Raw genomic sequence first — 22,120 nt, 5'->3', positions numbered from 1 at the left:
CAAAAAAGTCAGGAAATGAAATCCCGAAAGTTCAAAATGTTTAAGAAGAGGCATGCTGGGTATTTTTAAACCAAGCAACCATTTAAGAAAATATGCATAAAAAATTGGAGGAATAAAAAATGGCTAACAATAAATTTATGGGAACGTTTGACAGTGAAACAGAAGTACTGAAAAAAATCGAAGAAATGAAAGCACAAGGTTCTAGTGAAGATGATATGTATGTCATGGCACGGGATAAAGATCAAATTTCTATGGTACGAGGCCGGACAGATGTAGATTATAAATCGTCTGAAGGAAACTGGATGGATAAGTTCATGGGCTTCCTATCAGGGAACGAATCTTCACGTGAAGCATTCTCCGGAATGGGTGTAGATGACGCAGAAGCAGACCGTTACTATAACGAAGTGCAAAACGGCAAAATCTTATTATTTGTAGATCGTGAATATGGTGCGAATTACGATGGCGAAGCACCGCATGATAATAATTCGACTAGTAATGCTGCAGGTACAATGGGCGCAGCTGGAGTCACTGGAGCTGCCGGAGTAGGAAATAGCAGAAGCCATATGGACGATGAGGCTGTAGGTAGAGACGGCTTGACGGTGGACACAAACGCTGAGAATGATATTTATTACAACAAAAAAGACGACACGTTCAGTTCCGATACCACGGAAACAGCTGATGTTGGAAAAGATTCAGGTACGGGCTTTGGCCTTGGAACAGACCGTAAGGATGATGACGTCAACCGCACAGACACTGATGAAGAAAAACTTCGTTTGCATGAAGAGCGCTTGAATGTCGACAAAGAGCGTGTACAAACCGGAGAAGTTAATGTTGGAAAACATGTAGTAGAAGAAGATCAGTCGATCGAAGTACCGGTGGAACGCGAAGAAGTATATGTAGAACGCCGTCCTGTAAATGAAGAAACTACAGGAGATTCCTTTGACAAGGACTCTGGGTTAACTGGAGATGCTTATCAGGAAGGCGAAAACATCCACATTCCCGTATCAGAAGAACGCGTCGAAGTTACGAAAAAAGACGTAGTGGCTGAAGAAATTGTTGTTGGAAAGCGCAAAGTGCAGGATACAGAAACTGTTAATGAAACTGTTCGCCACGAAGAAGCTGATATTGATAAAGATACCAATTCGAAGGGCGACAAGCTGAGCCGTGAAAACCGCACAGACCGTGATCGTTTATAGTAGGTAAAATACAGTGAGAGGTGGGGAGCAATCCCCATCTTTTTTACGTGGAGAAAAGCCAACCGAAAGTTCTAGCAAAGTAAGTGGATAAGCTAAACGGAAGATAAGGTGGCTATCTTTTCTGTTAGCTTTTGAATTTGAAAATTTGCGTCTGTCTGAAAAGAATAGCGTATAGTAGAAGAAAGCAAGGAGGGATAAGCATGGACGGTAAAAAAAGAAGTGACGTGAAGCCAGGAATTGAAGTAAATGTGATTTTAAAGCAGGATCAACGTTCAGGGAAAAAAACCCGTGGCGTTGTCAAAGACTTATTGACAAACTCAGCAACCCACCCACATGGCATTAAAGTACGGTTAGCAGATGGGCAGGTTGGGCGTGTTTGTGAGATTCTTTCCGGAAAATAGGCGGAGTTTCGAGCCTCTTGCATAAGGGTAAAATATAGTAACCCCCTTTAAGGAGAGATGATAATGCCAAATTCATTTATCGAAACTTATGATTCACAGGAAAGTGCTCTTAAGAAAATCGAAGAGTTAAAAAAAGACGGCTATTTGGAAAAAGATATGTATATCATGGCTAAGTCAGATGACCAATTGTCGCTTGTAAGAGGTAAATCAGATATCGAAGCACATGCATCCGAAGGCGGATGGGCCGACCGATTCGCCACATTTTTGACTGGTGATGAAAAAGTTCATCAAACCTTCTTGAATATGGGCATTGATGAAAACGAGTCTGAGCACTATTACCGGGACGTCCAGGATGGCATGCTATTGCTGTACGTCAACAAAGATTCACAGGATGCGTTTGAGTTGCCAGAAGATGAAAAGACGGCGATTCAAAACGACAATCTCGAGTCGGAAGGTCCGCGTTCGATAGAAGAAGAACGCGAAGAAAAAGCAGTCGAACTGGATGAGCGGCATTATGAAGATCCGGCATTCAGAAAAGACAAACGCAATGCAGACCCAATTAGCAAGCCCGACGAAAAAAACTTTATTTAAAGAAAAGCGCAAGCGGCTGTCCAGCTCTGCCGGGCATAAGGCAGACCAGCAGAGCGGCGTTCATTGCCGCGTCGCTGGGTTGCCTTATGACCCAAAGAGCTAGCCGGTGGAGTCTGGACAATAAAGAAAAGCGCAAGCGGCTGTCCAGCTCTGCCGGGCATAAGGCAGACCAGCAGAGCGGCGTTCATTGCCGCGTCGCTGGATTGACTTATGACCCAAAGAGCTAGCCGGTGGAGTCTGGACAATAAAGAAAAGCGCAAGCAACCGTGTGACCATGAAGATAAAAAATATACCAAAGAAGATTTTTTCATTGATTTGAATAAAAACGAACCCGTTAAAACGGGTTCGTTTTTGTGTTAATATAGGGATATTGAAAAATGAAGGAGCCCCTCATAATGAGCCAATTCTTTGAAAGAAAAAAGCAGGAACTTGGAGTTCAGCTAAATAAAATACAGCGAAAAGCGGTAGAACGCACAGAAGGCCCTCTACTGTTGCTAGCTTGCCCCGGATCCGGAAAAACAACGACAATGATTATGCGCATCGGTTACCTGATTGAGGAGAAAGGTGTGCTGCCGAAGCGAATCAAAGCAATCACGTTCAGCAAAGCATCCGCCAACGACATGCTTCAGCGCTATAAGCGATTCTTCCCTTCTCTACAGCCAGTCGATTTTTCAACCATTCATAGCTTAGCTTTCCAGATTACGCGCGATTATTTTTCGGGATCGCCTTACGTCATGATAGAAGGCAGTGAGACAAATGGTCTCCACAAGAAAAAGCTGCTTCGGGAAATATACCGAACGGAAAACGATGAGCCGATTACGGATGATCAATTAGAGGAATTGATTTCATTCATCAGTTTTGTCAAAAACAAAATGTCGCCACGAAAACAATGGGCCAAACTGAAGGAGCCGTTTCCGGGTGCGATCGAAATTTTGAAAACTTACGAAGCTTTCAAAGAGAACTATGACGTAAGATTAGTTGATTTTGACGACATGCTGTCACTGGCTTACGAGGCGCTGGAGAAAGACGGAAAATTGTTAGCAAAGTACCAGGAACGCTGGGATTACGTCATGACAGACGAGAGTCAGGACACGTCGCTGATTCAGCATGCCATTGTGGAAAAGCTGGTGGCCAGCCACCAAAATCTTTGCGTTGTAGCTGACGACGATCAGTCTATTTATACGTGGAGAGCTGCTGAACCAACTTATTTGTTAAAGTTTAGAACCGTTTATCCAGACGCCTATATCATGAAAATGGAACGCAATTACCGCTCTTCTCAAAACATTGTTCACACAGCTAACGAATTTATCAAAACCAATAAAAAACGGCATGACAAAAATATGTTCACCAAGCAACCAGAAGGCGATCCAATTGTTTTAAAACGCTTGAGCTCAGAAGAAGCGCAGTTTAAATACGTCATGAAAGAGCTCAAGGAATTGACTGATTATGGCGATGTAGCCATTTTGTACCGCAATAATTCGTCTTCAACTTTATTGATGAGTGAGCTTGAGCGTCTAGGCATTCCCTTCTATATGAAAGATTCCGATAATCGCTTTTTCTCTCATTGGATTGTAGAAGACATGTTAAATTTTATGCGTTTCAGCTTGAAGCCCGAACGCATTGATATATATTCGAAAGTTGCTTCCAAAACCAATGCCTATTGGTCAGGCAGTCAATTAAAAATGCTCAGTCGCATGAATCCGACCGGTGAACATGCTTTTGATAAAATTAATTTAACGATCACGTTAAAAGACTATCAAATAAAAATTTTAGCTGAACAGAAAAAGTGGTTCCAAGCATTAAACAGCATGAAACCATTGAAAGTCATCCGGACGATCCGAGGAGAAATGGGCTATGACCAAATGCTTGCGAGCCGCGCAGAGAAATTCGGCATGAAAATGACCTACTTGGCACAGATTTTAGCAACATTGGAACAAATTGCGGAACCGCTTGAATCTATGACAGCTTTCGCAAAACGCCTGAAACAGCTGGAACAAGTAACACAACAAGCAAAGAAAGAAAAAACCGATGACATGTTGACTTTATCGACATTCCACAGCTCTAAAGGTCTGGAATTTGAACGGGTTTATATGCTTGATTTGGTAGAAGGTGTTATTCCAACTGAAGAAGATGCGGAAACTCCAGATACTTTGGAAGAAGCGCGCCGCTTGTTCTATGTCGGAATGACAAGAGCGAAAAGCCATTTGGAGCTGATCAGCTATGGCAATGAATCTCGCTTTGCGAATGAAGTGCGCAATCTGATTGCTCCTGAAAAAAGTCAGACCAAACCGCAACGGACTGCGGCTAAAACACCCATCAAAGTAAAGGTACCGAATAATCCAAATGCCATCGATTCGGAGGAGGCATTGCACGAAGGGGTTCAGGTCCGCCACCGGGTTTTTGGTACAGGAGAAATTGTTGAGCGAGACAAGGAACGGATTTCCATTCAATTCGCAAAAGAACGGAAAGACTTGATGATTGATATTTGTTTGAGTTATAGATTACTGGAGATTATCGAGTAGCACCTCTGTAAAAATACAGAGGTGCCATACAGAAGAACGTGGGGAAACGGGAATGAGACTAAAGGATTGGGATCGAAGTTTAAAGATTCGCTTGGTCGGCGAATTTTTTATGAATACAAGTTATTGGATGGTATTCCCATTTTTAGCGATTTACTTTGCTGAAGAGTTCGGCAAAGGAACCGCAGGATTGCTACTGGTTATTTCTCAGGTGTTTTCTGTTGCTTCAAACCTGGTCGGTGGTTATTGCGCGGACCGCTTCGGCCGCAGGCGTATGCTGGTTGTGGCTTCTATCGCACAGGGCTTTTCGTTCTTGTTATTTGCCTTTGCCAATTCCCCGTGGCTGCAATCCCCCGAACTTGGATTTGTCGCGTTCACACTAGCTGGAATGTGCGGATCGCTTTATTGGCCAGCAAGCCAGGCGATGATTGCAGATGTGGTGCCGGAAAAATACCGCAGCGATGTCTTCGCTATTTTTTATACGACTTTAAATATTGCTGTTGTCGTGGGACCGCTTTTTGGCGCAGTACTGTTCTTTTCTTACCGCTTCGAGCTGCTGCTGGTGGTTACTGTAATTTCGATGCTGCTTGGTTTAGTTCTGAGATTGCTGACAAAAGAAACCTTGTCGCAGGCAATGGTGAACAAGTGGCAGTCACAGGAATCGACAGGTTGGATCAGCGCGGTTTCCAAGCAATTTAAGGAATACGGTCTAATTTTTAAGGACCGGTTGTTCCTATTGTTTATTATTGCAGGAGTACTGGGTGCACAGACCTTTATGCAATTGGATCTATTGATCCCAATCTATTTGAAGGAAACAATCGATAGCCAAACAGTTGCTTCTATTTTGGGTCGGGAGTGGTCCGTTACGGGAGAAACTTCATTTGGTATCCTATTAGCTGAGAATGGATTGTTCGTAGCTATACTGACCGTAGTCATTACCCGGGGGATGACCAAATTTCCTGAGAAATGGGTTTTCTTCACTTCTGCCGCTTTTTATGGATTGGCGATGTGGCTATTCCCATTAACTTCATGGTTCTGGATGTTCGTCGTTGCAATGGCTGTGTTTACTTTCGCAGAATTGATGGTTGTCGGACTGCAGCAGAACTTTATCTCGAAGCTTGCACCAGAAGACATGCGCGGCCAATATTTTGCAGCTGCCAGCTTGCGGTATACAGTCGGTCGAATGATTGCACCAATTTCTATTCCCATGACAGCCTGGTTTGGTTTTGCTTGGACGTTCGGCCTTTTAGGGCTGCTTGCGCTAGCCAGTGGCTTTGTCTATCTGTTCATGTTCCATCTATACGAAAAAAGGCCTTCCCATTGAGGAAGGCCTTTTGCTTATACTATTCTTGTTCTTTAGCCAATTTTACCAGCATGTGTGCCAGCATATGTTGTTGTTCTTTATCGCCAACCTGCCATAGACGCTGCAGTAAATACTCTTCACTATTCTTTGGATCTTCTTTTTTCGCTAAGTAAGATGCAACTTTTTCAGCTAACTGAGCTATCCGCTCTTCACTTAAGCCCATTTTCTCGCCGATTTCGACTTTGTCGCCTAAATAATTGATGAATGTAGAGAAGTCGGCTAAAATTTGCTCTTTTTTCTTGTCATCAGTACCTTTTAGTTTATCTTCGACTTGCTTGTTGATGTTTTCCATTGAATGACACGCTCCTTCATTATTTTAGTAGCACTCTCTATTTACCACAGACCGTAATTTTTAAACATGGTTCTCAAAATTATTCAGAAGATTCGTTTAAATAAAATTCATAGGGGTAATCAGATAACAAGGATGGAATACAAGGAGGATGATTGAATGACCTTATACGACGAAATCCAGGAATTGAAAAGTTTTGAATGCCCAGACCGTTGCGTGTTAAGTGTTTATTTAAACACAAATCCAGCTGACTTAAACGCTCAGAATGGGGCATGGAAAATCCACCTGAAAAACGGTTTGAAACGGCTAGACGAGTACTTGAAGGCATCCAATGATGAAAAGGAAATACAGGCGTATAAAACCTTAAGAAAAAAAGTGGAAAAAGAAATTTTGGATAACCAAAACGATCTTCAAAAAGGTGTTATTATTTTTGCGTCGCCACATACGGATTTATGGTCCGTGCATTATGTCCAGATCCCGGTTAAAACGAGTTTCCACTGGGAAACTAAGCCTGTTCTGGAAGAACTGCGTTATATGTATAAAGCGTATCCCTACGCTGGCATCATTTTGCCAGGCTTTAAAGGCATACGTGTAATTGATACGTCGATGGGGATTATCAACGAAGAACTTTTTTATGAGTTTGATGCAGGACTGGAAGTATGGACAGAGCAGAAAGGCGTACGCAGTTCTGGATCTCTTGGCGGTGGAGCAGGTGGGGGAAATAGCCCAGTCACTGGTGGTAGCGGCGGCGGAAGTCCAGTCGATGAACTGGACCACAGACTCAAGGAGAATCTCGAACGCTTCTATAAAAGCATGGGAAGTAAAATAGAAAAGCTAAAAAAAGAGCGTAAATGGGAAGAAATCCATGTCGTTGGAGAAGCCGAGCACGCTAAGTCTTTCTCTAAAGCCCTTCAAAAGAAACCGACAAGTTGCGTATATAAAAACCTGACGAACAACGACCATGGAAAAATACTACATGAAGTATTTGAAGTATAAACAAACACCTCAGCATATTTGCTGAGGTGTTTTAATTGGGTTTCGGACAAAATGTACAAGTACTAAAAGACGGCATCTCTTTGTACAGGCAGCAGGTTTTTCTAAGCGGCTTTGAAACAGCCTGTTGAAGTGAAGTGTTGTCAAGCAGCTTCGAAAGGTAGGAAGTTTTGATTGGTAGCCAATTTGCTTCATCCAGAAGCCACTCCATGTCTTCCGCAACTGTTCGTGGACTGCGGGTTTCCAAACTGGCATAAAACCATATAACAGAACCCAGCACGTTCTCCCAGCAGGTAATGGAGGATATTTTTATATGTTTTTTGAATTCGTTCAGTAGTTCATCTACTTGCTGGTAAAGGACTTCGTGAAAAGCCTGGGATCGTTCACTTGGCTGGATATGTTTGAAGGTGGAGGATTTTACATATGTCTCTAGCAACGGCAGCCCGTAATTACGGACACGGTCAAATTGCAGTTCCCACCAGTGTATAGAAAAATAGCCGCCATGCTGGTGGAGCAAAGTGAATTGGGCCGTTACATATAGGGCATACTGCCGAAAAAAATACGATACTGCTACTCCAGCATTGTCAGTTCCGCACCAACACTTCAGTTCTTCAATCATTGTGGGGATATCTTGGCTGAGCGGCTGCTGCGGAGTACGGTCTACTGCGACGGATTGGCTACTCAACAAGTATCTAGCTGATTGCGGGAAAGTCACGACGATTCACCTCTTTATGTTTATGCTACGGCAAACCGAGTGAGTTTGTAAAGTGATTGGATAATCTTATGACAAATCTTAAAAACATTCATATATTCTTTTCTCAAAAACTTGGGTAAACTAAAAGAAAAGGAGTGAGGGCATGGAATTTTCTATTTTGCAAATCGATCATGTACAAGTTGCAGCACCTGCTGGAAGAGAAGAGGAGACGAGAAGGTTTTATGCTGAAATTTTGGGAATGCTGGAAATTGAGAAGCCGGAAGCCTTAAAAGGAAGAGGTGGAGCTTGGTTTGGGTTTGGCGGCCAACAATTGCATGTAGGGGTGGAAGAGCCATTTTCACCGGCGAAAAAAGCGCATCCGGCATTTCGTGTAACTGGCTATGATGAGTTGAAGATCTACTTGTCCGAAAACGGATTGGAATTGAAGGAAGATGACAGCATACCGGGCGTCGAACGCTTTTTTATTTTTGATCCGTTTGGTAATCGCCTGGAGTTTCTGAAATGATTGCTTTGATTTATCGCTTATTAAAGCGAGAGTGCCCTGTGCAATAACAGGGCACTTATTTGTTTTAGGAAGTTTTTTTGAGACAGCAAATAATTCATTTGTATTGAGCTTTTGACTACTTTGGACTGAGGTAATCGACTGCACACAAAAAGCTGTCCAGTGTGAGTGGACAGCTTCCTGAAAAATTATACAGTTTGAAGAGCGACAGCTGGACCGAAAAACTCAAAATGAATTTGTTCTTCTTTCATTCCAAGGGCCTGTAGTTGCTGAATCATGGCTTCCATGAAGGGAACGGGACCACATACATAAACATCACCTGTAATGTCGACGTATTCTTCTAAAACTGCGTGTGTGATATAGCCTTGTGGCTGATCAGAATAAAGCGTTTTGTAGCTTGCATTATCCATAGCAGCGACGGATTTCTGAATATCTTTGTCGAAAGCGTGCATAGATTCATTGCGTGTCGCGTGAAGGAATGCGGTCGGACGTTCTGGAGTCAAAGTAGCCACAGTTTCGAACATGCTCATCATAGGTGTGATACCGACACCACCGCTGACGAATGCGACGGGAGTGGTTTTTTCAGTATCCAGAACGAATTCACCTGCAGGAGCGCTAACTTCAAAGCGATCGCCCACATTCATTTCGTCATGAAGATAAACGGATACACGTCCGTTCGGATCATTGTCTGCATCGCGTTTAACTGAAATACGGAACTCATCTTCTTGTGCAGCTTGAGAAAGACTATACTGGCGATTGAATAAGTATTGTTCTCCTGGAATTGACATGCGTACAGAAATGTACTGGCCAGGCTGATAAGAAGGAACATTTTTTCCATCAACTGGTTTTAAATAGAAGGAAGTAATATTTTCGCTTTCTTTCTCTTTGCGAGCAATCGTGAAGTCCTTAAAAAAGCTCCAACCATTTTCTTGAGTTTCCATGTTTTCATACATATCTTTTTCAACACCGATAAAAGCATCTGCAATTACGCCATACGTTTCTGCCCATGCATGGATGATTTCATCAGTTGCAGCATCACCCAACACTTCTTTAATTCCTTTTAACAGATATTCTCCAACGATCGGATAATGTTCTGGTTTGATTCCCAAACTTACGTGCTTGTTGGAAATTTGTACGATAGCTGGAAGAATGGCTTCCAAATTGTCGATATGCACTGCGGCAGCGTAAACCGTGTTTGCCAATGCAGCTTGCTGACGGCCTTGTTTTTGGTTCGCGTGATTAAAAATATTTAAAAGTTCAGGATGTGCTTCAAACATATTTTTGTAGAATACCGTCGTGATTGCTGTTCCATGCTCTTCTAATACCGGTACTGTGGATTTAATGATTGTTCTTGTCTCTTGTGATAACATCGTCAATCTCTCCTTTTGTTTTCTATATCTTGACTATACTCCTCATATGTTTTTAAAGATACATTTTAAATACTTCTTTAAAATTTCGACACAATTGACTTCACAAAAAAGTCACAACAAAGAAAAGCGGAAGCACCCGCATAGCTCTGACAGGCACAAGGCAGACCAGCAGTGTGGCGTTCTGTGCCACGCAGTTGAGGTGACTTATGACCCGAAGAGCTGGGTGCTGGAGTCTAGACAATGAGAAAAGCGGAAGCACCCGCATAGCTCTGACAGGCATAAGGCAGACCAGCAGTGTGGCGTTCTGTGCCACGCAGTTGGGGTGACTTATGACCCGAAGAGCTGGGTGCTGGAGTCTGGACAATGAGAAAAGTGGAAGCACCCGCATAGCTAGAGTGGGAGAGAATAAAGAGAGGGTATTCCATTAAATGGATATACAATCCGTATTCATTCAAATACTTTCCGTTCGTCGCCGAATACTGTCCAACCGAGAAAAATACTATCCAAATCCACCGAAATACTTCATATTGCCCCCAAATGTCTCTAGACACATAAAAAAAGCCCAGCATAAGCTGGGCGACTAACATATTTAGTCACTATTCATAGTCAAATCCATTGCGGGACCGAAGAACTCGTAATGAATCTGTTCTTCTGGAATACCTAATCCGTGTAACTCACGAATCATAATTTCCATAAAGCGGGGCGGGCCGCAAACATAGATGTCACTAGCCGGATCCACATACTCCTCTAACAATTCCCTGGTAATAAAACCATTTGGTTCATCTGAATACACCGTTTTATAACGAGCATTTTCCATTTTCTCGGCATAGGATTGAATGTCTGTATCAAAAGCGTGTTGATCTTCATTACGTGCACCATGCAAGAAAGTAGTTGGACGGTATGGTGTAGAATGTGCAACCGTTTCAAACATACTCATCATTGGAGTAATCCCGACACCGCCGCTAATGAAGGCAACAGGCGTTGTTTTCGATACATCAAGCACAAATACTCCAGCCGGTGCACTAACTTCGATTGGGTCGCCTTCGTTGAGGTTGCGATGTAGATAGTTGGAAACGACACCGTTCGGATCGTTGTCATTTTCACTTTTAACTGAAATACGGAACTCATCCGGCTTAGGTGCCTGAGAAAGACTGTATTGTCGAATGACTAAAAACTCTTCTTCCGGCATCGTAAGACGTACTGAAATATATTGACCTGGTATATAGGGAGGCACGTTAGATCCATCTGCAGGTTTTAGATAGAACGAAGTGATTACCTCGCTTTCTTTCACTTTACGTGCGACAACGAAATCTTTAAAGAATATCCAGCCATTTTCTTGGTCTTCTGTTTCTTTATACATATCTTTTTCAACATTAATAAAAGCATCTGCAATGACTCCGTATGCTTCAGCCCACGCTTCAAGAATTTCGTCTGTTGCAGCATCGCCTAATACTTCTTTCATTGCTTTTAGCAAATACTCCCCGACGATTGGATAATGTTCAGGTAAAACACCGACACTCACATGTTTATGTGCAACTTGAACTACAGTCGGCAAAATTTCTTCTAAGTTATCAATGTGAACTGCGGCTGCATGAACTGAACTTGCAAGAGCTGCTTGTTGACGACCTTGGGCTTGGTTTGCCTGATTAAAAATATTCAATAACTCAGGATGTGCTACAAAAAGGTTCTCATAAAATCGAGTGGTAATTGCAACACCATGCTCCTCTAAAACGGGTACAGTGGACTTAACAATTGAACGAGTTTGCTCTGATAACATAGTAAACACTCCTTTTCGCATTTTGAGGTTCATTTGCTTTCGAAAGAACTAAAAAGCCGCTATAATAAACAGGCAGAAGAGGTGAGGAAAATGAGATTGACCATGTATACAGACTTCTCATTGCGTGTTTTGATTTATTTAGGCACCAAGGAATCAGGTAAGCTGACAACGATACAAGAAATTTCTGATGCATACAATATATCCAAAAATCATTTGACAAAAGTTACTTTTGAACTTGGCAAAGCTGGTTTTATTCATACAGTCAGAGGAAGAGGTGGAGGCATCCGTCTTGCAGATCTCCCTGAAAACATTAACGTTGGAACTGTGGTAAGACGAATGGAAGATGACTTCCATTTGGTTGAATGCTTTAATCCAGCTACTAATCGCTGTCCAATTTCACCTATTTGTGGACTGCGCGGTGCATTGGGTAAAGCTCTCCATGCTTACCTGACAGTGTTGGATGAATACACCCTTGAAGATTTGCTGTTTAATAGGGAAGGGCTTCGCGAAATTCTTCAGACATAAAAAACGGCTCAATCTTTTGAGCCGTTTTCGTATTTACAGTTCCAGAGCTTGCGGCTCTTGCCCTTTTTTATTCATTAAGCGTACGCGATCGGGTTTGATGGCAAGAATAACAAGGTTCGGGTCGTCGGGACCTTCAAACCAACCTTCCAAATGCTCATTCCAAACTTTGTTAATCATTTCGCGATCATCATTTAGCGACATCGTTCCCTCGATCTCTAGGAATGCATCGCCGACTCCTTCACCTTCGTACCCTAAGAGAATATGGGCATTCGGGTTAGCCTCTAGTTCATCAACTTTTTGCGTTTTTTTGCTAGTGGCGGTGTAGAGTGTAAAATCATCATTAAAAAAAGTCATATAACGAGAATGGGGCTTGTTGCCTTTAATTGTTGCTAACGTTCCAACGTAACTATCCTCTAAAATTTTTAATGCCGCTTTTTTTACATCTTGCTGATTCATCTATACCACTCCTTTTGTCTTTGTACTTATCTATTCCTTTTTAAATTGGAACTAAACATAAAAGGCCTGCTGGAGTGGCAGGCCTTTAAATCTGTTCTACTATTTTAGGTGTTCGATTAAATGCACTTGGCAGCACCATGCCGATCAGAATAATGAAGATTCCCCCGATTTGAAGAGGTGTCAATGCCTCGTCCAGGATAATGACCGATGCCATGACAGCCACCGGCAACTCCATAGCACTTAAAATGGAGGCAAGCCCCGAGCCAACACGCGGGACTGCGATAGAAAAGAAGTAGATGGGCATGATGATTCCGAAAAAGCCCAATAATAATCCGTAAATCCATAAACCTTCATTGAATAACTGTCCATTCCAGACAATCTCAGGTGTTTGGAAAAAACCGACGACAATCGCTGCGAAAAGCGATACATAAAACAAACGTGCTGAAGTATCCATGCCTTCAATCTGTTTGCCGTTGACGAACATGAATGCTGAAAAGCAAAAAGCAGCGCCCATTCCCCAAGCCCATCCTTGCCAAGGAATTCCGCTCAGGTCCGTTCCGATAATTCCAGCCGCAAACAAGGTTCCAGCAAATAACAAGACCAGGGAAAAAACTTCAGTGCGTTTGAGCCAACGACGATTGACAATGCAATCAAGGAACATGCCAATCCAGGTGAATTGGAACAATAATACCACGGCTAATGAAGCTGGTAGGTAGTTGAGCGAGTGACCGTAGACCATACCGGTAGCGGCTGTAAAACTACCAGACAGTAGAAGGATTTTCCATCCTTTGATTCTGGGCATTTTTCGCTGTGTTGCAAAAAATAAAAGAGCTGCTAATGCAAACCCTACAAAATATTGGCTAGTAACTGCCTCTGCTGCAGTAAATCCATTTTTCATGGCCACTTTTATAATAGTTGAGAGAACTCCGTAACAGCTCGCGGCTATGACGACCATAAGGGGGTAAATCCAGTTTTTCATCTTCTTTCACTCCTGTTCAAACGAGAATCATAGCACAAAAAAACCACGGAGCATAGCCTCCGCGATCTTTTTTTAAAGCATTCACTTTTACGAAAATTCGCGCTGATTACTCTGGAAATTTCTCTTCGCTGGAAGAATTGCTTTTGGTAGCGCGTTTGTTTCCTTCTTCCTTTTTTTCCTGTTTTAAATCTTCCATCGGAATGGTATCGACGGTCATCTCTTCTTTATGCATTTCGGTGATGGTTTTTTTATCGGTTTTGTACTGTTCTGGATTATCCATGGGACCGCCTTCGCTTATGTTGCGGTCTTCCTCATTAAATGGTTTTTTATCTGACATGTATAGCACCTCTTCCTGTTTTGTGTTATTCCTTGTATTCCTTTAATGGAGTTTTTAAAACATGAAGGCGGAAAGCATGTTGTTTACGGTAAAAGTAAACAACAAATGGTTTCGTTGCTTCAAGGATGAGGGCAATGGGGCAGCGACAGCGGCATGTCCCTAGTATGAGAAGCAGTGAAGCACCCGTCACTTAGCCAACACTTGAAGTAAGAGAATCTTTCGGAAAATGTTAAAACTATGGTTCAAACATCAAGAACTATTACGAGTATGATAAAATAGACACAATGAGTGAGAGGGGCTACAAGATGAATACCGAATCAGCAATAACAGTAGGCGGTTTGAATTTCGAGTGGGATTTGACTGAAGGACGCTTTCTATTTGAAGGTCAGGAGTCAGTTCTTTTTTGGACAGCATCGGCAATGAAAATGTTTTTTGATTCAATAGAAGAGATTTCTGGAAAAGATGCGGCGAATGTCGTATTGGAAACAACGGGATTTCGCCAAGGGCTGGTAGTAGGACAATATTTTCGAGGCATAAAAGGGATCTCTATAGCAGAAGCTGCTCAAATGATCACCAATACATATGCATCTGCAGGATGGGGATTGGCGGAAATTAAAGAGCTAAATGAAGAAACACATAAATTGGAAGTGCATTTGAAAAACAGCTGGGAGCATCTAATCAATGTGGCACAAGAGAAGGAGCAAGGAGGCAGTTTTCTGCCAGCGCATTACGCTGGAATTTTTTCTTCTTTGTTTAAGCAAAATATTTGGTATAAAGTCGTTCATCATCAATTAGATGGTTTTGAAGAAAGCATTATTCAGTACTTCCCTTCTGACGAGACAATTGAAAAGAATATCCATCACTTGTCTCGTTTAAAAGAAGCGGAAAAAATCAACGAGCTCGAGCGGTTGGTGGATGAAAAAACAAGGGAACTGAATGAAATGATCAAAGAGATTTCATCTCCACTCATCCCGGTTCTAGAAGATATCGTCGTTGTCCCTTTGCTCGGAACTTACGATGAAGCCCGTGCGGAAGAGCTGTTAGTGAAAACACTGCAGAACATGCCGGAACACAAAGCCAAGTATTTGATTTTGGATCTGACGGGATTGAACAACAATTTTACTCAGCATGCGGCAATGCTGATTGAAAAACTGGGATTGACGGCATCGTTGATCGGGACACAAACGATACTGGTGGGCATCTCAGGAAAAATGAGCATGACCATTACAGACTCAGGCATTAATTTATCAAAGTTCCAATGTTTCCAAACCCTGCAGCACGGCATTCATTATGCGCTGGCGCAAAACGGGCGAAGCATCATCTAAAATTAAAAGGCGTATTGGACCCAGTCCAATACGCCTTTTTTGAGGCAATGCTGATTTTTATTTAGCTGATTTTACGATTTCGATAATGACCTGCGTTGCTTTTTCCATATTTTCAGCGGAGATGAATTCGTATTTCCCGTGGTAGTTTTCTCCACCCGTGAAAATATTTGGTGTCGGGAGCCCCATATAAGATAATTGGGAGCCATCCGTGCCTCCGCGTACAGGAACAATATTCGGTTCGATTTCCAAAGTAGTCATGGCACGTTCCGCATTATCGACGATTTCCATGACAGGTTTGATTTTCTCACGCATATTATAATACTGATCTTCAATTTCTAAAAGGATTGACTCTTCGCCGTATTGCTGCTGAATTTTTTCTACAACTGCCTGCATATGTAGCTTTTTGTTTTCGAATTTGTCCTTATCGAAGTCACGAATGATGTAAGTCAATTCCGCGTTTTCCACATTGCCTGTAAAATTGTTCAAATGGATAAAGCCTTCATATCCTTCGGTCAATTCAGGCACTTCATTTTTCGGCATTTCTTGCTGAAATTGGATGGCGACTGCTTGGGCATTGACCATCTTGTCTTTTGCTGAGCCGGGATGGACACTCTTCCCTTGAACGGTCAGTTTGCCACTGGCTGCATTAAAGCTTTCATACTGCAGTTCGCCAAGAGGACCGCCGTCCATGGTGTAGGCATATTTTGCGCCAAAGCGTTCAACATCAAATTTATGGGGACCGCGACCAATTTCTTCATCCGGCGTAAATGCGACTCGGATTTTCCCATGTTCAATTTCTGGATGGGCATCTAAATATTCCATTGCCGTTATGATCTCAGCGATACCGGCTTTATTGTCGGCACCGAGAAGCGTAGTGCCATCTGTCGTGATCAATGTATGACCCACATAATTTTTGAGGGCAGGGAAATCTGACACAGTCATGGTGGTATTGCCATTTAACGAAATGTCTTGTCCATCATAATTGTCGATGCGCTTCGGATTGACATTTTTTCCGGTAAAGTCAGTTGCTGTATCAACATGAGCCAAAAACCCAATTACAGGAATTTCTCGTTCGTTATTAGCCGGTAGCGTACCGAAGAGGTACCCTGATTTATCCATCCCGACTTCTGTCAGGCCGATGGTCTTCATTTCGCGTTCCAACTCATAGAGCAAATCCCACTGTCCGGTTGTAGAAGGTGTCGTATCGCTATTGAAATCAGATTGCGTATCGATTTTGGCGTAACGAACAAGTCGTTCAATTAAAGCCTCTAACATGTTTAAATCCCCCTAGAATAAGTTCTGTACAAGTTGAATTATGTTATCTGCTATTTTCCTGAATTGCGGCTAGCATCTTACAGCTCCTATTTACATCGGTAAAAACGAACCAGAGCAAGACGAGCGAAATGCAATTGTTTATAAGCCAGCAACAGCTGAAAATAATAACTTCAACCTATATAGTAGTATTTTAGCATGAAGTTGGAAAATGGCGAAAATTCTAGTCACAAAAAACGATGCCCTTTAATGGGCATCGTTCTATCAGTTCTGCTGTTTCAATTTGACTGCTTTCGCATGTGTAGCTCGAACTTCCTCTAGAAGAGCGCTCTCTGTCAGTAGGCGATAACCAGTATTGGCCAATGCTTTAGCTCCTTTGATTAAAGCGTTATGACCTTGTTCCGATTTAGCAGCTTCACGAAACTCAGCAGTATGGGCAATTAGGCTTTCAGGACCAATTTTAATATAACCATGTGCAGTCGGGACTTCATAGCTAATGTTACCAGCATCCGTAGAGCCAAGGCCAGAGATGCGGGAATCGGCTACAGCTTCACCCTGTGCTTCGAGCTCACTGCGGATAATCACATCCAAAGCAGGTGTAATGACCAAGTCGCGCACTTCATTCTGGAAACGTTCGATTTTCACTGTAGCCCCAGTTGCCAAGGCCGCACCTTCTGCAATGGCCCGAATTTTGCGGGCAGTATCGGATGTTTTCTTCCATGAATCACCACGAATATAGAAGCGGGCCGCTGCATATTCAGGAATGATGTTCGGTGCATCGCCTCCATGAGTGATGATGCCATGGACACGTGCATCCGACGGTAATTGCTGGCGCAATGCATTGATGCTGTTGAACAACTGCAAAACAGCATCCAACGCATTAATACCTTGTTCAGGAGAGCCTGCTGCATGAGCAGGCTTGCCGTGAAAGTGAAATTCCAATGGATCGACAGCAAGGGAAGGACCGGTGACAGCCGAATTTCCGGAAGGATGCAGCATCAAAGCGGCATCAATGCCCTCGAGTAGTCCATGTTTAACGAAACTGCCTTTGGCGCTGCCATTTGGTCCGCCTTCTTCCGCGGGTGTTCCGAGAACGATAACGCGGCCGCCAGTAACGTCTAATGTTTCTGATAAAGCAATGGCGGCAGCGACGCTAGTCGTTCCAATAATATTATGACCACAGGCGTGTCCAATTCCGGGGAGTGCATCATATTCAGCGAGATAAGCGATTGTTGGCCCCGGAAGTGAGCTAGTCTTACTGGCGACAAAGGCGGTGTCGTGGCTGGCAACACCTTTGTCGACAGTAAATCCTGCGTCTTCAAGCAAATCAATCAATAAGGAACTTGCATAAAACTCTTCGTTACCGATTTCAGGTTTGGCATGAATTGCCTGGCTTATTTCGATATATGCTGTATGTCGCGAATCGATAGATAGGGAAATGGTCTGTCTTGCGTCCTTAATCAGGGTCATTGGAGTTCCTCCTATACAGATAATTTCTTATTGATAATCGACGAGTTCATCAACTGTGACAACGGTTGGAATCTGACCGCCTTTTGTATGTTCGATAATAAAGTCGGCAGTGTCTTCCTGCTGATAAATCTCAACGATTTTCTGGTAAGCTTCATTGTCTGCTTCTTCAGCATTTGCAGCAATCAGGTTGATATAAGGTTTAGCTGTGTCGCTTTCGCGCGCAATCGGATCATCTGTCGGATTCAATCCAGCATCAACGGCAACCCCATTGTTGATAATTGAAGCTGCAACATCAGGCATCGCACGCGGTGTATGTCCGGATACCATAGGAACAATTTCGATGTTTTTCGGATTTTCAATAATATCTTCAGCTGTTCCAGTAAGACCCGCATCTTCAGAAAGTGTGATCAATCCCGCCTCATCAAGCAGCAATAGTGCACGCCCCATATTAGTGGCTTCATTTGGTGTTGCGATTTGTGAACCTTCAGGAATTTCGTCGATAGCTTCGTATTTATCGGAATACAAGCCCATTGGCGCGATAACGGTAGAACCGATTGGCACGATATCGACGTTGTGCTCTTCGACAAATTCATCAAAATAGGAAATCGTCTGAAACGCATTCAAATCCAATTCGCCTTCGGCAAGAGCCAAGTTTGGAGCTACATAATCAGAAAAGGTTTGGATCTCTATATCAATTCCTTCAGCTTCCGCTTTATCAGCAACGTAATCCCAGATGGTTGTATCGGAACCGCTGATGCCAAGAGTGACTGTCGTGTTGCCTCCAGAACTGCTGTCGTCACCGCAGGCCGCCAAGATTAATACCAGTAGCGAAAGTAATGTTGCAGTTGTAATTTTTTTCATGATTAGTTCCTCCATTTTCTCTGTGATGTTTTCATTGAAACTTCAGAAAGTATAATCTTTCAATTGTTTATTTATTGTCTAGGTTCCAGCGCCCGTCGAATCTACACGGGCGCTTGCGCTTTTCTGTGTCCAGACTTCAGCAGCCAGCCCCTCGAGTCGCTTCAGCCTTACCGGCAATGGCAAGGAACGCCATTACCGGTAAGGCTTCCAGCGCTTGTCGGGGCTACATGGCTGCTTGCGCTTTTCTGAGTGTCCAGCTCCAGCGCCCAGATTCTAGGGTCATAAGTCACTCTGGCTGTGCGGCTGAGAACACGCCGCTTCGCCAGCGCGTCTTATGCCCGTCGAATCTACACGGGCACTTGCGCTTTTCGTGCTAACTGCGTCTTACGCGTCTTGATAAAACGTTTCCGAACGATTGAACGCCTTGTACGAGTACGACTAGAATGGCTACTGTGATGAACATCACCACGGTGTCGAATCGTTGGTAGCCGTATGTGATGGCCAAGTCTCCAAGGCCGCCGCCTCCAATGGCACCTGCCATGGCTGATGCACCGATCAGGCCGACTACCGCTATGGTCAAAGCGAGAACCAGTGAACTTAAAGCCTCAGGAATCAGGAAGCGAAAAATAATTTGTATCGGTGAAGCGCCCATTGCTTGAGCGGCTTCGATGACCCCTTTGTCGACTTCCAGTAAGGAGTTTTCAATTAACCGGGCAATATAAGGTCCGGCGTAGAAGACCAATGGAACAATTGCCGCGGCCGTACCGATGGATGTGCCGACAATGATGCGTGTCAGTGGGATAATGGCGACCATCAAAATGATAAAAGGAACGGATCTAAAAATATTGATGATAATGTTGAGCGCTTTGGAAACCGGTTCGTTTTCCAGTAGATGACCTTTACGTGTGACTACCAGCAGGATGCCAAGAGGGAAGCCGATCAATAAGGAAAAGCCGAATGCTGCGCCGGTCATATAAATGGTTTCCCATAGGGCTTCCAGAATTTGTTCGTAGTTAACTGACATAATTGTTGACCTCCTCTATGTGAATATTGCTGTCCCGAATAGAGGATAAGGCTCGTTCAATTTCACTTGGCTCTCCAGAGAATTCGACGATCAGGTTGCCGTATGGAATGCCCTGCAGCTCAGTGATATTGCCGAACAGCACATTCAGGTCAACCTTGAAATCACGAGATACACGAGACATGAACGGCTTGCCGACAGATGTGCCGGTAAACTGCAACCGGTAGATGGCATGGTCGCTTTGGGCATCCTGGATTTGTTCCAACAGCGATTCAGGCAGCTCATCGTTCATGACGGAGCGGACAAAGCGCTTCGTGGTAGGCTGTTGTGGGTTCGAGAAAATATCGAAGACACTGCCTTGCTCGATAACTTTTCCTGCTTCAAGGACGGCCACCTTATCACAGATTTCCCGGATAACGCCCATTTCATGTGTGATGAGCAGGATGGTGATGTTGTATTCCTTGTTGATTTTTCGAAGGAGATCCAAAATCGATTTAGTCGTTTGTGGATCAAGTGCTGACGTCGCTTCATCGCACAGCAGTACAGAAGGGTTTGTGGCAAGTGCCCGTGCAATGCCAATGCGCTGTTTTTGTCCGCCCGACAGCTGGTCTGGATATTTTTGTGCCTGATCTGCAAGACCAACAAAATCGAGTAAATCTTTTACTTGTTTTTCAATATCAGCTTTAGGGGTCTTTGCTAGTAATAACGGCATCGCCACATTGTGATAAACTGTTTTTGAATTTAGCAGATTAAAATGCTGGAAAATCATGCCGATATCTTTCCGAATAGTACGAATTTTTTTACTAGATAAAGTCAAAACGTCTTGTCCGTGTATCAATATACGTCCGGCAGAGGGACGTTCGAGAAGGTTTACTGTGCGGATTAATGAGCTCTTACCGGCTCCGCTAAAACCAATGACTCCGTAAATTTCGCCGGTTTCGACGGTCAAATCGATACCATTTAAAGCATGGATTTCTTGTTTTCCTGATTGATAGGTCTTGGCGACCCCTTCGAATTGAATCACGGTGATTAAACCTCCTCGTGCTGTAATAGATTTTAGTAAATTGATAGGACCCACATTCTTACAAGAAATTAGACAAACAGGAGCCCTCTTTTTTCTTATCCATAAGAAAAAAGAGGGCTCCTGTTGAAACCATCTAATTCTCATCTTCCAAATGCTTAACGGCATTTGCAGGAGTTGGCACAGTTTTTGCGGTTAAACAAATCTGCTGCCGAAACGTCTCAGGGCCTGTCCCTCGGTTTCTCTTGATAAGAAAGTGATGTGTACTATTCGATTCGTGAGTCTCACTTTATGGTGAAATAACAAAAAAGTCAAGGGAGTTTTTGAATTTTTTTCACAATCTTTAGAATAGACGAAGAAACAATCTAGAAATCCGACTCAGTTTGAGGTTGTAGTTTTCTTTCGGAAAACAGAAGATACTTTGTTTTCAGTGCCATCCTTTATTCGAATAATGTTTTCCCGATGTTTCCATGCGGCCATGGCAAACAGTATAGAGGCTATCAGCCATGGCCAGTTTCCGGAAGCAGGACCGAAAGCGATTACGAAATAAACTGCATATAGTACAAGTACACCAATGACCAGGTAGTTTGTCGCGAGCGAAACGCTGATCAATAATAGCAAGCCAAGTAAACCAAGTTTCCAGTCGAGGGCTACCATGACGCCTATAACGGAAGCGGTGCCTTTGCCTCCTTTAAAGTTCATATAGAAGGGGAAATTATGGCCAAAAACAACACCAGCACCGGCAACAAATAATAATGCCCATATCATTTCAGTTGAAAAACTACCTGATTCCAATAACAGGCGCAGACCTGCAACGGCAGCAAACCCTTTAAAAATATCAATAAATGCAACAAGCAAACCGTATTTCCAGCCCAGCACGATGGCAGCATTGGAAGCTCCGGAGTTTTTCACCCCTTCTTTTTTGACGTTCACCCCTGATAATGCTTGCGCTGCAAGGGATCCGTGAAAACAACCGATTACATAGCCTCCGATAAATAATAACAAAATCCAGATAAGCATACAGATTCCTCCTCTATTACTTGATAACGTTTGAGGAAAGAGAAGGTTTCGAAATTTTTTGACTAATACACTTGACAAAAAGCGCCATAGTTTTTATAATTCACAACAAGACGAAAA

22 protein-coding genes and 1 riboswitch are annotated in these 22,120 nt (G+C 43.2%); of the genes, 9 read left to right on the top strand and 13 right to left on the bottom strand.

Annotated features, from left to right (window positions below):
* Positions 1-119 precede the first annotated feature (119 nt).
* The 5 genes from BBH88_RS15325 to BBH88_RS15305 all read left to right on the top strand — a co-directional run bounded on the left by BBH88_RS15325 (position 120) and on the right by BBH88_RS15305 (position 6,031).
* Positions 120-1,196, top strand: a complete 1,077-nt coding sequence (locus tag BBH88_RS15325) for a DUF2382 domain-containing protein (protein ID WP_065536553.1) — start codon at positions 120-122, stop codon at positions 1,194-1,196.
* A gap of 200 nt (positions 1,197-1,396) precedes the next feature.
* Complete coding sequence (locus BBH88_RS15320; protein WP_006829422.1) at positions 1,397-1,597, top strand: YwbE family protein; 201 nt, start codon at positions 1,397-1,399, stop codon at positions 1,595-1,597.
* Positions 1,598-1,660: 63 nt separating this feature from the next.
* The gene (locus tag BBH88_RS15315; protein WP_006829423.1) at positions 1,661-2,188 is read left to right on the top strand and encodes a YflT domain-containing protein; all 528 of its coding nucleotides are present in this window, start codon (positions 1,661-1,663) and stop codon (positions 2,186-2,188) included.
* A 395-nt stretch (positions 2,189-2,583) separates the two neighbouring features.
* Positions 2,584-4,710 (top strand): ATP-dependent helicase, encoded by a 2,127-nt coding sequence (locus tag BBH88_RS15310; protein WP_065536554.1) that lies wholly within the window; start codon positions 2,584-2,586, stop codon positions 4,708-4,710.
* A 52-nt stretch (positions 4,711-4,762) separates the two neighbouring features.
* Positions 4,763-6,031 (top strand): MDR family MFS transporter, encoded by a 1,269-nt coding sequence (locus tag BBH88_RS15305; RefSeq protein WP_006830897.1) that lies wholly within the window; start codon positions 4,763-4,765, stop codon positions 6,029-6,031.
* Between the two features lie 19 nt (positions 6,032-6,050).
* Here the strand turns inward: BBH88_RS15305 and BBH88_RS15300 are convergent, their stop codons facing one another.
* Complete coding sequence (locus tag BBH88_RS15300; RefSeq protein WP_006830896.1) at positions 6,051-6,362, bottom strand: DUF3243 domain-containing protein; 312 nt, start codon at positions 6,360-6,362, stop codon at positions 6,051-6,053.
* A gap of 156 nt (positions 6,363-6,518) precedes the next feature.
* Between BBH88_RS15300 and BBH88_RS15295 the strand changes: the two genes are divergently transcribed.
* Positions 6,519-7,355 carry a VLRF1 family aeRF1-type release factor gene (locus tag BBH88_RS15295; RefSeq protein WP_065536555.1) on the top strand — a complete coding sequence of 279 codons (837 nt, stop codon included), beginning with the start codon at positions 6,519-6,521 and terminating at the stop codon, positions 7,353-7,355.
* A 31-nt stretch (positions 7,356-7,386) separates the two neighbouring features.
* On the opposite strand, the gene BBH88_RS15290 is transcribed toward BBH88_RS15295, so the two are convergent.
* The gene (locus BBH88_RS15290; RefSeq protein ID WP_006830894.1) at positions 7,387-8,067 is read right to left on the bottom strand and encodes a hypothetical protein; all 681 of its coding nucleotides are present in this window, start codon (positions 8,065-8,067) and stop codon (positions 7,387-7,389) included.
* Positions 8,068-8,209: 142 nt separating this feature from the next.
* Between BBH88_RS15290 and BBH88_RS15285 the strand changes: the two genes are divergently transcribed.
* The gene (locus tag BBH88_RS15285; protein ID WP_006830893.1) at positions 8,210-8,572 is read left to right on the top strand and encodes a VOC family protein; all 363 of its coding nucleotides are present in this window, start codon (positions 8,210-8,212) and stop codon (positions 8,570-8,572) included.
* A 185-nt stretch (positions 8,573-8,757) separates the two neighbouring features.
* Here BBH88_RS15285 and hmpA (BBH88_RS15280) read toward each other — a convergent pair whose 3' ends face one another.
* A complete protein-coding gene (hmpA, locus tag BBH88_RS15280) occupies positions 8,758-9,939 on the bottom strand; it encodes an NO-inducible flavohemoprotein (protein ID WP_065536556.1) in 1,182 nt (393 codons plus the stop codon).
* A gap of 589 nt (positions 9,940-10,528) precedes the next feature.
* A complete protein-coding gene (gene hmpA, locus BBH88_RS15270; protein WP_065536558.1) occupies positions 10,529-11,716 on the bottom strand; it encodes an NO-inducible flavohemoprotein in 1,188 nt (395 codons plus the stop codon).
* Between the two features lie 90 nt (positions 11,717-11,806).
* On the opposite strand from hmpA (BBH88_RS15270), the gene BBH88_RS15265 reads away from it, so the two are divergent.
* Complete coding sequence (locus BBH88_RS15265; protein WP_006830890.1) at positions 11,807-12,241, top strand: RrF2 family transcriptional regulator; 435 nt, start codon at positions 11,807-11,809, stop codon at positions 12,239-12,241.
* 33 nt (positions 12,242-12,274) lie between these two features.
* Here BBH88_RS15265 and BBH88_RS15260 read toward each other — a convergent pair whose 3' ends face one another.
* From BBH88_RS15260 to BBH88_RS15250, 3 genes are all read right to left on the bottom strand, one after another.
* Positions 12,275-12,697 (bottom strand): pyridoxamine 5'-phosphate oxidase family protein, encoded by a 423-nt coding sequence (locus BBH88_RS15260; protein ID WP_065536559.1) that lies wholly within the window; start codon positions 12,695-12,697, stop codon positions 12,275-12,277.
* Between the two features lie 85 nt (positions 12,698-12,782).
* Positions 12,783-13,676 carry an EamA family transporter gene (locus tag BBH88_RS15255; protein WP_006830888.1) on the bottom strand — a complete coding sequence of 298 codons (894 nt, stop codon included), beginning with the start codon at positions 13,674-13,676 and terminating at the stop codon, positions 12,783-12,785.
* Between the two features lie 106 nt (positions 13,677-13,782).
* Positions 13,783-14,013 carry a hypothetical protein gene (locus BBH88_RS15250; protein ID WP_006830887.1) on the bottom strand — a complete coding sequence of 77 codons (231 nt, stop codon included), beginning with the start codon at positions 14,011-14,013 and terminating at the stop codon, positions 13,783-13,785.
* Positions 14,014-14,318: 305 nt separating this feature from the next.
* On the opposite strand from BBH88_RS15250, the gene BBH88_RS15245 reads away from it, so the two are divergent.
* Positions 14,319-15,338, top strand: coding sequence for an STAS domain-containing protein (locus tag BBH88_RS15245; protein ID WP_065536560.1), 1,020 nt, complete (start codon positions 14,319-14,321; stop codon positions 15,336-15,338).
* A 57-nt stretch (positions 15,339-15,395) separates the two neighbouring features.
* Here the strand turns inward: BBH88_RS15245 and pepT are convergent, their stop codons facing one another.
* From pepT to BBH88_RS15215, 6 genes are all read right to left on the bottom strand, one after another.
* Positions 15,396-16,613: a peptidase T gene (gene pepT, locus BBH88_RS15240; protein WP_065536561.1), complete on the bottom strand. Its 1,218-nt coding sequence runs from the start codon at positions 16,611-16,613 to the stop codon at positions 15,396-15,398.
* A gap of 261 nt (positions 16,614-16,874) precedes the next feature.
* Positions 16,875-18,080, bottom strand: a complete 1,206-nt coding sequence (locus BBH88_RS15235; RefSeq protein WP_065536562.1) for a M20 family metallopeptidase — start codon at positions 18,078-18,080, stop codon at positions 16,875-16,877.
* Between the two features lie 27 nt (positions 18,081-18,107).
* Complete coding sequence (locus tag BBH88_RS15230) at positions 18,108-18,941, bottom strand: MetQ/NlpA family ABC transporter substrate-binding protein (RefSeq protein ID WP_006830883.1); 834 nt, start codon at positions 18,939-18,941, stop codon at positions 18,108-18,110.
* A gap of 373 nt (positions 18,942-19,314) precedes the next feature.
* Positions 19,315-19,965, bottom strand: a complete 651-nt coding sequence (locus tag BBH88_RS15225; protein ID WP_006829130.1) for a methionine ABC transporter permease — start codon at positions 19,963-19,965, stop codon at positions 19,315-19,317.
* On the bottom strand, positions 19,955-20,986 hold the full coding sequence (locus BBH88_RS15220; protein ID WP_065536563.1) for a methionine ABC transporter ATP-binding protein: 1,032 nt from the start codon (positions 20,984-20,986) through the stop codon (positions 19,955-19,957). The genes BBH88_RS15225 and BBH88_RS15220 overlap by 11 nt, the downstream gene beginning before the upstream one ends.
* 137 nt (positions 20,987-21,123) lie before the next feature.
* Positions 21,124-21,238: riboswitch (SAM riboswitch) on the bottom strand.
* Positions 21,239-21,361: 123 nt separating this feature from the next.
* Positions 21,362-22,003, bottom strand: a complete 642-nt coding sequence (locus BBH88_RS15215) for a glycerol-3-phosphate acyltransferase (RefSeq protein ID WP_065536564.1) — start codon at positions 22,001-22,003, stop codon at positions 21,362-21,364.
* Positions 22,004-22,120: the final 117 nt, after the last annotated feature.

The sequence above is a fragment of the Planococcus antarcticus DSM 14505 genome (genome assembly GCF_001687565.2).
In the GTDB taxonomy this organism is placed as follows: Bacteria; Bacillota; Bacilli; order Bacillales_A; family Planococcaceae; genus Planococcus; species Planococcus antarcticus.
Note: the sequence above shows the minus strand (reverse complement) of the source record. Positions and strands in the feature narration are given on the sequence as shown.